The following is a 14032-nucleotide window of genomic DNA, read 5'->3' on the forward strand; positions in this document are numbered from 1 at the left end:
TGTTCCTATCGCGCGAGCCAGCCGCCATCGACGGGCAGGGTGACACCTTGCACATAATCCGATGCGCGCGATGCGAGGAAAACAGCCGCGCCGCCAAGGTCTGAAGGGTCGCCCCAACGGCCAGCAGGGATACGACCGAGTATCTCCTTATTCCGCGTTTCGTCGGCTTGTAATGCGGCTGTGTTGTTCGTTGCAAAATAGCCGGGCGCGATCGCATTCACGTTGATGCCGTGCTTGGCCCATTCATTGGCGAGAATTCGGGTCAGGCCCATCACGCCGCTTTTCGAAGCCGTATAGGATGGAACGCGGATGCCTCCTTGATAGGACAGCATGGACGCGATGTTGATGATCTTGCCGCGCGTCTTCGCCTCTATCATCGAGCGCGCGACTTTCTGGCTCAGAAAGAAGAGCGTTTTCAGGTTGATATCCATCACCGCATCCCAGTCTTCTTCGGTGAAGTCGATAGAGTCATTGCGTTTGATGATGCCGGCATTGTTGACGAGTATGTCTATACTGCCCAGCCTTTCCCGCGTCTGGCTGATAATCGTGTCGATCGGCTCGAGGCTTCCAAGGTCGGCCATGACTACGAGCGCCTTACGGCCGGCTTTCTCGACCAGTTCAACCGTTTCTTCGGGCTGAGACCGGCCCACCAAGGCAATGTCGGCGCCGGCTTCGGCAAGCGCGACAGCCATGCCCTGGCCCAGACCGGTATTGGCACCGGTTACAACGGCAACCTTGTCTTCAAGGCTGAACGGATTGGAGGTCATAAAAGGCTCCGGACAGTTGGCTGGATGGAACGGGTTTTTTAGCCTTCGCTCAGGCGCCAATGACGCCTTTGACGTAGTCGCTCATCGCATCGTCCTGCGAGTTTGCGAAGAAGCTGTCCTGAAACTTCTTGCCTGCTACAGCAGACTTCAGCAGGTCCTGATCGACCGACTTCAGCACGGTCAGCATGTCTTTACAGGACGCGTCTTTCAGCTTGCTGAGAATGCTGCGGTTCTCGGCCATCACGGCGGCGCGCTCTTTTGGATAGCCAACCCCGCGCTCGACTTCGAAAAGCTTGCGGTAGCAGTCTTGCAGGTTCAGTTCGGCCGCCCAGCCAAACCCCTTGGCGTAAGGCATGGAAATGGCATTGCCATCATTGATCTGACCGAACAGGAAAGCGTCCGTCGGGTCGATCACAAGGCCGCAGAAAATGCCTGGCATGGCGTTGCAGGCGAGGTTCGAACCCATGCCCGTGCCGCAGCCTGTTACGACAAAGTCGGCCGCCTTCGAGTTAATCATCATGCCAGCGAGCAGGCCGAGCATTGGATAAGTGAGGTGCGTGTCGTCCGGGTTTTCCATGCCGCAGTGCAGGATTTCATGACCAAGCGGGTCAACGACGGCCTTCAGTGCGTCGTGAACGATCTCGCTCTTTGCTGCCTGGCTGTTTTCGATAATGAGCGCGATTTTCATGGGCTATCCTCAAATAAATCCGGTTCGGTAACCGGTGTCATAACATTGCGTCCGACCACTTTCAACAGCCCTTCGCCCGCCTTCAGCCGGGGCGGGCGGTCGATTGACGGACGATTATCTCCGGCTGGAAGCTCTTATTGCTCTTGTTGCCCGCCTCGCTGACCAGCCTGAGGACAGCCTTGGCGGCTTCTTGTCCCATCTCGCGAATTGGCAGACGGACTGTTGTGAGGGCGGGCGCGATTCGCGCGGCCATGGGCGTGTCGTCGAAACCAACGATGGACAGATCTTCTGGCACACGCAATCCCGCATTGCGCGCAGACGTGTAGACCCCGATGGCCATCTCGTCATTGCCTGTGAAGATGGCGGTTGGCCGATCTGGGCGTGATAGCAAATTGTCCGCAGCCCGAACGCCGGAGTCAAAAGTATAGCCAGCCTCAATGGTGAGTTCAGGGCTGAGATCAATTCCAAATTCGGCAAGACCGCGCGTGAACCCGTTGAGCCGCTCGTGAGCTGAGCGGAATGACCGCGGGCCATGGATGTGCGCGATACGCTGGTGCCCGAGACCCGCCAGGTGACGGGCAGCTTGAGCGGCACCGTCTGCATCATGCGTGCGAACGAGCCTTGCAGGTTCATCGAGTTCGACCGAGCCAATGCGGACGAACTCACACTTTGCCTCTCGCAGCATTTCGGCGACGGCGTCATCCTCAGAAACCGAAGGGGGCATGATCAATCCCGTTGGCCGGTGACGATCAACGAAACGGCGGATCTTCTCGATGTAATCGACCTCGGATCTGTCAACGGGCTGAAGAACCAGCTGATAATCGCTGCCTTCGAGTGAATCGAGGATGCCCCGCTGCATGTTGACCACGTATTGCGGGCTGGGATTGTCATAGGCGAGGCCGATAAGAAAAGAGCGCCGGAATGCGAGAGCACGCGCCTGCGGGTCAGGCAGGTAACCATGCTCCTTCATGATCGCCTTCACACGCTTGCGCGTTTCCTCTTTGACGAGAGGGTGATCGTTGAGGACCCGCGACACAGTTTTCTTCGACACTTCGGCCATACGGGCGATATCATTGATTGTTACCCGGTCTGAACCGGACGTCTCGCGTGGCCCGGATGTGCCTGAGTTTTCTTTTTTATTGTCAGGCAATCGAATGGGCTCCCGTCATCAGGTTGGCCAATGGGTTATTAGGGCAGAGTTCAAGCTAGCACAATTCAAGTGCCCTTCGCGCCTTCCCCCGATCCGAGTGCCTCTTCTGCGAGTGGCGCCATGGTCTGGAGGTCCCACAGGTCTGCATCGAATGGGCGTTGCGTTTCTGCCTGTTCTGGATAGCCCCCAACCTGTTCCTGGCTGTCAATGATGCCGCCTCTCCCCTCGGCTGCGTCAGCAAGAACCCGAACATCGTGGGTGTCGCGGTCCCAGGGACGCGCACCTGCATTTGCGAGGACATACGTTTCGACCTCGCCCACGGGCAGGATGTCGAGCCCTGGCCAGGAAAAATGGGCTTCGGGCGCTTCGATGAATCGCGTCGGATTACTCGTGTAGCGACCAAGAACCGGAAGATCCGCACCCCAACGGTCGTGAGCTTGATTATCATCGAGATGCACAGAAAGATTGCCGGTACCCCCAATCATGAGGAGAGGCAGTCCGTCGGCTGTCGATGGTCCGGCACGCATGGCGTTTCCGACAAGGTCCATCCGGCCGAGCACAGGTGGGGTATCTCCCCATTCAAGACCCTGAAGATTGTACTGCACCGCCCGCTGGCCGGGATTATAGATGAGATTGTTGATGACCGCGCCCTGGACGCCGCCCTTGAAGAGCGGGCTGCGTTCGTAATTGGAGCTGTAGAGATTGGCGTAAATCGCAATTCCGGAGACGTTGTCGTGTATCAGAGAGCCCTTTGAGTGCTCTCCTTTGGCGTGTGTTGAGTTCGCAAGGCCTTCGGCGATAATATTGTTAGAGTACAGTATGTTGTTCGAGGTACCGTTCCGCCAGTCCTCGACCGTCTCGCCGGTGAAGCGCGGGCCTGAGGCCGACAGGTTTTCGTCAGTCGCCCAAAAAAGCGAGCAATGATCGACAACGACATTGTGCGCAGCCGCCGTTGTGACCGCGTCGATGTCACGACCTGAGCGAACGCCTTCACCGAGATCGCCAGGACGGACCCGCAGATGCTGCAGGATGACATCGTGGCCGCCAATGACGAAGCCGCCTTTGATTATTGTTATGCCGGGGGAGGGGGCTGTCTGGCCCGCGACAGTGACGAAGGGCTCACGAATCGCAAGATTGTCGCCACCGAGATCAATTACACCGCCGACTTCAAACACAATCGTGCGCTTGCCCTCTGTAGCCAGGGCCTCACGCAGGGTTCCCGGACCGCTGGACGCCAGGGATGTGACCTTGATGATGCGACCTCCCGCGCCGCCACGCGTAATCTCGTCTGCGAGAAGCGGGGCGCCATGCTCCCAGACCTTAGCCGGTTCAGTCCGCGCAGAGCTGAATGCAGAGGCGTCATTAGTCGCAGCGGTTTGGGGGGCTGGAAGCTGAGCGAAGGCCGAAAAGGCAAGAACCAACGCCGAGGCAAGGCCAGTTCCCAAAACTCTTGTTGTTATGTGCATGATCTTCTCTCTCCCGCTGTTTCGTACCCGGTAGCCACTTCCCCAGAGGGCTTGGCCTTACCCGAATAACTGTTTATAGGTCCAGTTATGACACCGGTTTCCATAACTGTCCATAAAGGCGTTTCTGGGGTGTTCGAGGAGACATAGATGACGATGGAATACAGCCGGTCTTCGAGCGCCGACATGCGTGCCCAGACTTTTGTGGATGCCAGGTTGAGCGGTTCGGTTGTTTCCGTGTATCCGGGGGAGAAGCCAGCCGGGCTGGACGAGGCATACCGGATCCAGGATCAGGCTATCGACGCCTTCCCGGCCACTCTGACAGGTTGGAAGGTTGGCGGAATTAATGGACGCTGGCGGGAGAGTGTGGGCGTAGACCGCCTGGTCGGGCCGGTGTTCGACACCTATACACACACTTTTTCCGGTCAGACGATTTCCATGCCGGTTTTCGCTGATGGTTTTGCGGCAGTCGAAGCAGAAGTCGTTGCCACGATCGCGCGAGATGTTCCTGAAGATCAGAAGAGCTTTTCGACCGATGATGCGGTCGCGTTCATCAAGTCATTGCACGTTGGTATTGAGATTGCCAGCAGTCCGTTTCCGGAAATCAATGAGCACGGGCCGCTCGTCACGATAAGTGACTTTGGGAATAATCGTGGGCTTATTACGGGAGAAGTCATCCCGGGCTGGTTCTCGCTCGCCATTGAAGATTGGGTGTTCGAAACCGTGTTGAATGGAAAGACCGTCGGTCGTTCTGCGCCGCTTGGCATGCCGGGCGGCCCGGTGGAGTCGGTTCGGTTCGCTCTCGAAAATACGGCGCGCCGCGGACGTCCCATAAAGGCGGGAATGCGCATTCTTACGGGCGCAGCGACAGGGGTGCACCAGGCCTTTGCCGGCGATGAAGCAACCATCACCCTGGCAGGCCAACACGCCATTTCATGCCGACTGGTTCCATACTCGCAGGTCCTGTCGCAGCGCGCTGACTGAACGAGTCTGCAAGACGTGCATCGGCTGGGGCCGCGACAGGTCTGGCGATCGCCTTCAAGTTATTCTTGGGAAAACAATGTAGGACGGAACGCTTCACTTCTGTGGATTGTGCGCCCCCAGAATTGAGCGATGCGCTTGCCTGCATGATTGGCCACGCGTTCGAGACCCATTGGTTGCCCTGATGCGTATTCTGGTGAGACCGTCGGACGGCGCAAACGCCAGCGACGTCGATCCGTACCCTTTCGGAAGCAAACTATGGTTCAGGTGCCTGACAGAAGGCCGTCAAAAAATGACCCGACGCGTGGAGGTGCGCGCCGGGCCAGTGAGGACCGCTCCAAGTGCGGTAAGTGTTGAACGTCTGCCTAGTAGCTGTAGCGAACACCGAACAGGAAGTTACGTCCCGTGTGGTGATACACCGTCGGAAGCTCTAGACGGTCAAAGGTCTGATGCTCGTACTCATCAGTCAGATTGATCGCTTCGAAGGTGACTTCAATCTGATCATTAACCTGATAGGAGGTTGAGAAGTCGAGGTTGAAGGTGTCTGCGACGCCGCGCTCCTCGCGCCCGTCGCTGCTGCGAGGGCGTGTGGTCTGATAAGCTTCGCGATAGGCGCCGGTGAGACGGGCCTGGAAGGCGTCGTTCTCGTAGTACAGCGTTGCATTGTAAGAATTCGGGGAGAACCCGATAATGTCATCAGAGTCGACATAGGTGTAGTTACCCACAAAACCGAAGCCTTCGACCGGAAGGAAGGTGAATGGCTGCTGGTACACCAGTTCGAGGCCCTGAACCGACGCGCCAGACCCGTTGACGACCTGGTCGATTTCAACCGTCGGATCGACGCCATCAGCGAGCAATTCCCCTAGAGGAGATGTTGCACCGGCAACCGAGGTCGGAAGGCCCGTTCGGCTAAACGTCGTTGCCACTGTCTCCGCATCTTCGAAGAAGGAATCGATGTCCTTGTAGAAGAGGCTCAACGCGACAAGGGACTCGTCAGAAAAATAGTACTCGAAAGAGAGATCGTAGGCTGTCGCCCGGTAAGGATCGAGGCCGGGATTGCCCTGGCTGATTGCGAAGGGCGGGCCGTTGAAGGTGTCGATCGAGCCACCTGGTGTCAGGTTGCCAAGCGACGGACGGGCCATGACCTTGGCAACGCCTGCCCGAACAAGGAACTGCTCGGTCGGCTCTGCAACCAGGTTCAATGCAGGTAGCCAGTCGTCGTACTCGCGTTTTACCGTTACCTGATTACCGCTCAGAAAGCCGGTCGCTTCTGTTTCGGTTTCGACATACCGCACACCGACATCACCGCGTACGGGCATGTTCCCAAGTTCGGTGCTGAAATCCGCCTGCAGGTAGAAACCAGTATCGGTTTCCGTGACGCCGCGCGTATCCTGCTGACGGACGGCGCCAGGGATATTGTACAGGTCAACAAGACCTGCTGCGGCCTCGAAGTTCGGCACGACCCAGCGCGTATCGATGCCAGGTGCGTCCAGCCCGCTACCAAACCCGGACAGGATTTGCGACAGGCCACTGGTGACCGGGATGAAGGCGGAGATGCCTGCAATGTCGGTGACACTGCCTTCGGTGCGTGCCTCCTCAGTGCTGAACGTGAATTCCTTCCAGCTGGCGCCAGCTTTCAGGGTGATCATGTTGTTCAGGTCATATTCGACGTCGCCCTTGAACGTGTCGAACGTGTTGTCGACACTTTGCGGACGGTTGCGGAACTGGGTAAACAGGAAGGAGCCGGGATCGGCGACATCGAGAGAGCCAAAATCGACCGCAGGGGTCTCAAGGTTCCCGGTAAAGTCGAGCTGGTAACCTGAGACCGTGTTGGCGGCATCAAAGAAGATGGTGGCCTGTTGTGGAATGTCGAAGTTCGACTCAGATGTGCCGGCGAACACGGACGCCCGCAGCGTGTCGGAAAATTCGTGTTCGATCTTGGCCGTGAATTGCTGGAAGTCATTCTCCAGAACGTCGCGTCGGCGTTCGCTGCGAACGGGCACGATCCCGCTGGACGCGTCCGGCTGAATGTCGCCGGTAAAGCTTTCGAGAACGCCGTTGCTGTTCACCGAAAAGTCGGTGACGTCGATGTTATCGGTGTTGCTGCGAATGAAGACTTCAAGGAAGTTCTCTTCCCGTTTGCCATCGAATTGAGAAACCAGGGCGTCAAGTGACACGGTCGTGGCTTCCGTTGGGCGGAACTGGACTGAACCAGTGATGCCCAGACGCTCCTGCTCGTAATCGAGGCGTCCATAGCGCGGGATACGCGCATAATAGGAGTCCTTGAGCGTCTGGCATTCTGCGGGAAGCGGCGTGCCCGTGCACGGAGCCCCATTTACAGAGCGGAACGTACCCTGGTCGTCAAACCGGACCGTCGAGAAGCCTTCTTCACGGATGGTGCGGTCGCTATAGGCGACCGACAGAAGGGCGCCAAAGGTTCCGTTCGGGTTCTGGTAAGAGCCGAGGGCGGCAAAGCGCGGGCTCACTTCTTCGATAAGGTCGTTGTAAAGGCCTTGAGCGGACACCGCGCCAGTGAAGCCTTCATCGAAATCGAAAGGCTGGGCAGTCTTGAGTTCGACGTTTGCGCCGAGTGAGCCTTCCTCGATAGATGCCGATTGGCTCTTGCGAACGACAATAGCGTTGAAGAGCTCGGCGGCGAATGTGTTGAAATCGAATGCGCGAGAACGGTTGGTGCCGCCAGACGCATCAGATCCGCCACTGGTCGACAGGGCTTCCATGCCGTTCACGCGAATACGGGTGAAATCACCGCCAAGGCCGCGAACCGTGATGCGGCGGCCTTCGCCAGCCTGACGGTCGATAGCGATGCCCGGAATGCGTTGCAGGGACTCTGCAAGGTTCAGGTCCGGAAAGTCAGCAATATCTTCTGCGACAATCGCATCGACGACGCCGGTCGCCTGGCGCTTTACGTCAAGCGCTTGCGCGAGTGAGTCGCGGAAACCGGTTACCGTAACGGTGGAAAGACGGGCCTCTGCATCATCTGCGGGGGCTTCTTGGGCGTGTGCCAGGTTGACAGTTTGCGACAAGGCGATCAGGGAAGCGCCGTAGATTAGCCCTGATAGAACTTTAGATGTCATAGTTTCCTCCCAATATTTTTTATGTCCACCGTATGACACCGGTGTCATAACTGCGTTACCATGCTGTAACGCGGAAGGCAAGCTTCCTGGCCTCCGCCCCGTCCGGCAGACGCGCCCTCAGTCAGCAGGAGCTGTCTGGGCGTTGTCAGAGAATTTCGATCTCGTTTGTACCCGTCGACGAAAATGCCGGTAATTTCGCCAGCAAACATTGGCCCAAACCGGTTTCACCAATAGTGGATCGTCTCGTGGCTGACTTTAACTCCGCGTTCGTGAAGCAGGGCTTCGACATTTCGAAGCGACAGCGGAAAATCGGACATACATCATCACGGGCGAGCCGAATGACCCCGGGCGATGTTTTGAAATACCAAAAAGGGTTTTTGGGCATGTCGAAACGAGACGACGACAACGACCTATTTGATCTCAAGTAAAGTTCTTCTGACAACACCGAGACTGCCAGAAACTCCAGGCAGATACGATCCAGTTTTTGGGCGAGCAGAGCAACCTCGAGCCGCTATCTGCACGATCCACCCGGATAGAACGGGACAGGTTCCGGGCCGCAATTGCAGCTATAGCCTTGGGGACACCACGGTTCAGCTGGTACCGGCTCGGAAGCGCGAATGGCTGAGCTTGCTTCGCGCACTACCGGGTTAGCACTCTCATGAGCTTCTCGGTGCAGTATAGGCTGTGGGACCCGGCCTGCACTGCCGCCGATCCAGTCATTCAGGCACGCCTGCTGAGCCGAATAAGTATAGGACATTTCAAGACAGGTTTCATATTGACCTGGGCCGCGCGAGGCGAAGAACGCATCCGCTTTGGAACGATCACGCTGGCGGTCCTGCCGCGTTCGTCGTCTTCGTTCCGCGCGAAGGCGAGCTATGTTTTCGGCGCGCGACATCGCCGTATTGAGCGCTACTTCGAACTGGCCAAGTTCGGTTGCGTCACGATTAAGCTCTTCACGTGTGCGTCTCACCTGGGACGACATGTACTGGGCCACCCAATATCTAAAGTCTGTTGAAGTTAACTGCGCGTAGCGCGCGGCCGTTTCTGCCGCTTCTGTCTCGTAATTGTTCAGCGTCTGCTTCCTGCAGTCGAGCCAGCTCTGTCTGTGGAGGAGTGTCGATTCGGCCACACGCAGTGTTGCCAGACTATCTATCGCGTGCAGCTCCCGGGCATCGTCCGGCTGCAGATAGGGCTCGGCGCCGCAGCTTCCCGCATAGTCGAGATTCACCCGGAGTGCGGCAATACCTTTTGCACGGGCGATTTGGTGGTCATGATCACTATCAAAGTCGGCCACCTCCCAGGGGAAGGCGGCTGCTGCGTCCCCAACGAATTCATTCCACGTCTCAGTTGCAGTGCAAGAACCGCTCGTAGAACCTGAAAAGGCAAATTTGATGGGAATGCGTGCCTTGGACTGGGGAAGTCCGGAGATGCGCGAACGCAAAACAACGTCGACGGCCGACTGTTCAAAGACTGGACTGGTGCAACTGACCTCGTCAATTCGCTTCGAAGCATCAGACTGGAGTTCGAATGCAATCTTGCAGCATCCCTCGATTCCCTTGAGTTCGGCGTCTACGGGAAAGGTAATATCGGCCAGCTCGATAACCGACACTTGCGCTGCCCCCTCATGCCGAAAACAGCCAACCAAAATTGCAATTGCTAATCCCGCACGCAACATCGTTACCCCTCCCGCGCAAAAGCTTTCTCGAGCTCCAACCCGGCAATATTGTCATACAAACGCAAACTCGTCTCTGCTGCTCGGCAAAGAGGCAGACTTCTTCAGCGAGAAGCTGAAGCCACGATGCTGTCAGGCTAATGCCAAGTCGTCTCTGTCTTCGAAGAAGCGAACGCGATTAGACGGCCAGAAGCAGGCGCCATTCCTGGAGCACGGCGTCACGGTTGCGTTTGAGGCGGGATCTAGACTTGAGATGGCGATCTAAGTTGAAGTGATTGTGAAACGAGGCGTAGCGGATCGTCTCGTGACTGACTTCAATCCTCCGTCGATGAGGTGTTGGACGAGCCCGCCGGGCCCGAAGAGAATGAGAAGCCAAACCATTGGATGGGCGAACGACAAATAATGTCGATGGGAGTGAGCCTAGGTATCATCAATCAGGCGACGGAGATCACATCGCCATTGATCAAGGATTTCCTGGAAAACAGAGACAGCAAGACAATAAAAAGCCCGCCAGTGACGGGCTATCTCGGAAGTTTCGAGATCTGGTCTTCAAATCCATGGGTGCGTGGCGGTGTTGTCAGACTAATGCAAAGTCGTCTCTGTTTTCTAAGGAGCAAAGAGATTTAGGCGGCCAGAAGCTGGCGCCATTCGAGGAGGGCGGCGTCTCGGTTCAGCTTGAAGCGAATTCTTGAATTGAGGTGCCTATCGAGGTTGAAGTGGTTGTGAAACGAAGCGTGGGTTGAGGCGAACTTTTGAAGATTGCCCATCCTTCGAAATCGGGACATCGCTCGCTCCCGTCGCCGGAAGGGCAGGTGACTATTCTCGGCCCGATTGTTGAGATGTCGACCGACCTCCTGGCGATCGATATTCCCGATTTCCTTCATCGCTGCGCCGTACGATCTTAGCCGATCGGTGACGACTGTCCGCGGTGCGCCGTAGCGCTTCATGGCTTTCTTCAAGAATCTTAGAGCCGCTGATTTGTCTCGTGTTTTCGTGACATAGCTTTCGAGCACTTCGCCTTCATGATCGACGGCACGCCAGAGATAGTGGGTCACGCCATTGATCTTCACGTAGACTTCGTCGAGGTGCCAGCGCCATTGCGTGACCTGACGAAGCTGCTGAGACCGACGTCGGCGTATCTCTTCCGCAAACATTGGTCCGAACCGGTTCAACCAGTAGCGGACTGTCTCATGGCTGACTTCAACTCCGCGTTCGTGAAGCAGGTCTTCGACATTTCGAAGCGACAGCGGAAATCGGACATACATCATCACGGCTAACCGGATGATCTCGGGCGATGTTTTGAAATACCGAAAAGGGCTTTTGGACATGGCGAAACGATACTGCGACGACCTACCTCGTCTCAAGTAAAGTTCTTCTGACAATGCCATCATGACGGCAAGGCGGATGATTTCAGGCGACGTTTTGAAGTAGCGGAATGGAGATTTTGTCATGCCGGAGAGAGTAGGGCGGTCGGGATGGCCGACTCAAGCGAAGTTCTTCTGACAATACCCTTTTGAGCATGGACTGAACTTATCCAGATCCACCTAGGCGCTCAATGCTGGTTTGGTCTGACAGTGCCCCAGTTGGCCCAATCCTTGCGTTGCCCTTGATCAGTGAAGCGAAAGAAGTGTCGATGACAACAACTGCGTTAGGCCATGGCCGTCTTGAAGATCGGCTGAACAATTTCACAGCGCTACGGATCGGATTTGCATTCCTTATCCTATATGGACATTCGCTCATGATACCCCAAGGCCTACCGATGGAAGGGACATGGGCAAGCGTAATCGACACCATTGTACAATACGCGCTCGATGGCTTCTTTATCTTGTCAGGCTATATGCTTGCCGCGTCGCTAGCCAAATCGCAGGATATGACAAGTTATTGGCTAGCGCGGAGCCTCCGCATTTTTCCTGGCTTGGTCATTGTTGTTTTCGCCTGTTGGCTATTACTCGGGCCGATAATGACAAACCTTTCAATAAGCGCGTATTTCGCTTCTTCACAAAGCTGGGCTTATCCATTTTTGACACTGTCACAGCTCAACCCGCAAGGCGAACTTCAAGGCGTATTCGAGCACAATGCAATAAATGAAATTAACCGGCCTCTGTGGACTATTCGCTACGAGTTGGTTTGCTATGTGCTAGCAGGTGTCGCAGCTGGCCTAGGCGTGTGGCGTCAGTCTTGGGGCATACCAGCGATTTTCGCTGCGTCCTTGATAGCATCATTCAGCATTCAAGTGTTTACCTATACCGGTCCACTAGATGAAACTGCTGGAGCTATGGCTCGCTTCGGACCAGCATTTATGACAGGGGCGCTTTTCTACCGCCTCAAACATTTAATCGCCCTTACTGCCTTTGGTTCGGTCCTGGTCCTGTTGTTGGCCTATGCCTCTTTCGGAACTCCTGCTGGCATAGTCGTCGGCCAACTCGCCAATGCGTACGTCTTACTATGGTTGGGGTTTAAGAAGATCCCTGGCTCGATGGGGCGGCAAGTTCGAGACGTTAAAGATATATCCTACGGCGTCTACATCCTGCATTGGCCAATTGGACAGATGGCTGTGGCGCTGAATCCTGGTATTGGGATAGGCACCTTGTTCGCTGTCATGGCCTCTAGTACGCTCATAATGGCTATAGCGCTTCGTCATTTTGTCGAAGAGCCGGCTCTGCGGGCAAAGCCAGCCCTACGCGTTAGTTTGAACAGCGCAATCAATCGAAGCGCCAGCCGCGTTGTTTACAATTGAAAGGCTCAGCGAACGCCCGAAGATCCCGCTTGATCGCGATCGGCGAGTTTTTGCGACATCCAGAAAAAAACTAGCTCGCTTTGGCACCTTCAGTTGAACTTTGCTTGAGCCGGACATCCCGATTGCCTTAATCTCCGCCACACGATCACATCATCCAGAGCAGTATCTGGATGCCGAAGATCACAACGACCCATCTATATAGCCGGCGCTCCATCGGAGAGCGCTTATTCTGCAACCTTCCCGTTTGATTCCTGGTGGTCCATCACGCCGTCAAGGCAATTTGCACCTTCGGTATTTTTCTTGCAGATCGCCATGATCCTGTAGGAGGCGTCGCGGCCTTGTTTGACCATGAATTCAACCTCGTCGCCTTCGGAAAAACGAGAGAGATCAACTCCGCCCATAATACCGAACCTCATGGTCATGGCGCCCATGGCTACGCCCTCGAAGGGGCCGTGCTCGATCGTCAGAAAGTCCTGTTCGTCATCGACCGATCGGATTGTGCCGAAGGCGTGACCGATGCCACCATCGCCGGCCTTATGACCTGCATGATGCATGGCGTTGTCTTCGGCTACATCCATGGGCGTTGCTGCTGTGTCCCCCAATGCGGGTAGTGTGTCGCGGGCATTGTCGCAGGCTACGAGGCCAAACGCGAATAGGCTAACTGCGATCAGGTTCAATGGTGTCATAGCGGGTCCTTTTGGAGGCTGAGTTTAAATGGATTTTTGTCTTCTTCGATTGGTTCGGCGCTAGCGAAAAGCTTTGACCCCAGAGGCAATAAAGCGAGTGGCCGGGTGGCGATCCGAGTCGGAAGGCGGGCAGGCCGCGCATTCCAAGGCAAATGGTTGCCGAGCGTCTGAGACCCGGCTTGCGGGAAAGCCGGGCCGAAATGCTAAAAAAACGGTTAGTGATGCCCGCTGACGTGCTCATCAGGCGTCATACCGGACATGGATCCGTGTCCGCCCATGTTGCAGTCCATCATGCCGTCGCCTTTCATCATCGACATCATGGATTGCTTGAAAGCATCCGGATCGCCGCCGATCGGCATCATCATGGCGATATCATAATTGTCGCTGTCGTCCTGCTTGAGCATGAAATGGACGTTGTCGCCATTCTCGAATTTGTCGAGCGCAACCATTCCGCCGACCTCGAAGTCCATTGTCATTTCACCCCAGCCGATCTTCTTGATCGGATCGTGTGAAATATTGACGGTTCGGGCATCCAGATCGACGCTGTTAATGACACCAAAGCCGGGCGCCATGTCGCCGCAGCAGCTCATGCCGGACATGTCCATGTCTTTCATACTGTCCATTTTCATGCCGGCCTCCTGGGCGAGCGCCGGACCAATCAGGGCCAGTCCGAGGATTGCGCCTGTGACGGTGGTCTTTCTGACGAGGGTTTTCATCGTTTTCTTCCTTTTTGATTGTCAGGCGCGGCTTTCAACAGAGGCCCCCGATGCGCGCCGGGACGGGGGAATAGGGT

General features: G+C 56.2%; 11 protein-coding genes and 1 pseudogene. 2 read left to right on the forward strand and 10 right to left on the reverse strand.

What is annotated here, in order from left to right:
* Positions 1-5 precede the first annotated feature (5 nt).
* From kduD to F550_RS0115030, 4 genes are all read right to left on the reverse strand, one after another.
* Positions 6-767 (reverse strand): 2-dehydro-3-deoxy-D-gluconate 5-dehydrogenase KduD, encoded by a 762-nt coding sequence (gene kduD, locus F550_RS0115015; protein ID WP_018149402.1) that lies wholly within the window; start codon positions 765-767, stop codon positions 6-8.
* Between the two features lie 49 nt (positions 768-816).
* Positions 817-1455, reverse strand: a complete 639-nt coding sequence (locus F550_RS0115020; protein ID WP_018149403.1) for an RpiB/LacA/LacB family sugar-phosphate isomerase — start codon at positions 1453-1455, stop codon at positions 817-819.
* Between the two features lie 82 nt (positions 1456-1537).
* A complete protein-coding gene (locus tag F550_RS18055) occupies positions 1538-2605 on the reverse strand; it encodes a LacI family DNA-binding transcriptional regulator (protein ID WP_233349040.1) in 1068 nt (355 codons plus the stop codon).
* A 65-nt stretch (positions 2606-2670) separates the two neighbouring features.
* Positions 2671-4071, reverse strand: coding sequence for a pectate lyase family protein (locus tag F550_RS0115030; RefSeq protein ID WP_040500569.1), 1401 nt, complete (start codon positions 4069-4071; stop codon positions 2671-2673).
* Between the two features lie 147 nt (positions 4072-4218).
* On the opposite strand from F550_RS0115030, the gene F550_RS0115035 reads away from it, so the two are divergent.
* A complete protein-coding gene (locus F550_RS0115035; RefSeq protein WP_018149406.1) occupies positions 4219-5052 on the forward strand; it encodes a 2-keto-4-pentenoate hydratase in 834 nt (277 codons plus the stop codon).
* 362 nt (positions 5053-5414) lie between these two features.
* On the opposite strand, the gene F550_RS0115040 is transcribed toward F550_RS0115035, so the two are convergent.
* The 4 genes and pseudogenes from F550_RS0115040 to F550_RS0115060 form a co-directional block, all read right to left on the reverse strand.
* Complete coding sequence (locus F550_RS0115040) at positions 5415-8144, reverse strand: TonB-dependent receptor (protein ID WP_026180818.1); 2730 nt, start codon at positions 8142-8144, stop codon at positions 5415-5417.
* 227 nt (positions 8145-8371) lie between these two features.
* Positions 8372-8529 (reverse strand): annotated as a pseudogene (locus F550_RS19620) (IS6 family transposase); the annotation flags it as partial.
* Positions 8530-8655: 126 nt separating this feature from the next.
* Positions 8656-9819, reverse strand: a complete 1164-nt coding sequence (locus tag F550_RS0115050; protein WP_018149409.1) for a hypothetical protein — start codon at positions 9817-9819, stop codon at positions 8656-8658.
* Positions 9820-10439: 620 nt separating this feature from the next.
* Positions 10440-11144, reverse strand: coding sequence for an IS6 family transposase (locus F550_RS0115060; protein WP_018149411.1), 705 nt, complete (start codon positions 11142-11144; stop codon positions 10440-10442).
* 278 nt (positions 11145-11422) lie between these two features.
* Between F550_RS0115060 and F550_RS0115065 the strand changes: the two genes are divergently transcribed.
* A complete protein-coding gene (locus tag F550_RS0115065; RefSeq protein WP_169332281.1) occupies positions 11423-12553 on the forward strand; it encodes an acyltransferase family protein in 1131 nt (376 codons plus the stop codon).
* A 224-nt stretch (positions 12554-12777) separates the two neighbouring features.
* Here F550_RS0115065 and F550_RS18740 read toward each other — a convergent pair whose 3' ends face one another.
* Together F550_RS18740 and F550_RS0115075 are read right to left on the reverse strand one after the other, a co-directional pair.
* On the reverse strand, positions 12778-13239 hold the full coding sequence (locus tag F550_RS18740) for a copper-binding protein (protein ID WP_156807960.1): 462 nt from the start codon (positions 13237-13239) through the stop codon (positions 12778-12780).
* 215 nt (positions 13240-13454) lie between these two features.
* Complete coding sequence (locus F550_RS0115075) at positions 13455-13955, reverse strand: copper-binding protein (RefSeq protein ID WP_018149414.1); 501 nt, start codon at positions 13953-13955, stop codon at positions 13455-13457.
* Between the last annotated feature and the right edge of the window lie 77 nt (positions 13956-14032).

Source organism: Henriciella marina DSM 19595, assembly GCF_000376805.1.
Classification (GTDB): domain Bacteria; phylum Pseudomonadota; class Alphaproteobacteria; order Caulobacterales; family Hyphomonadaceae; genus Henriciella; species Henriciella marina.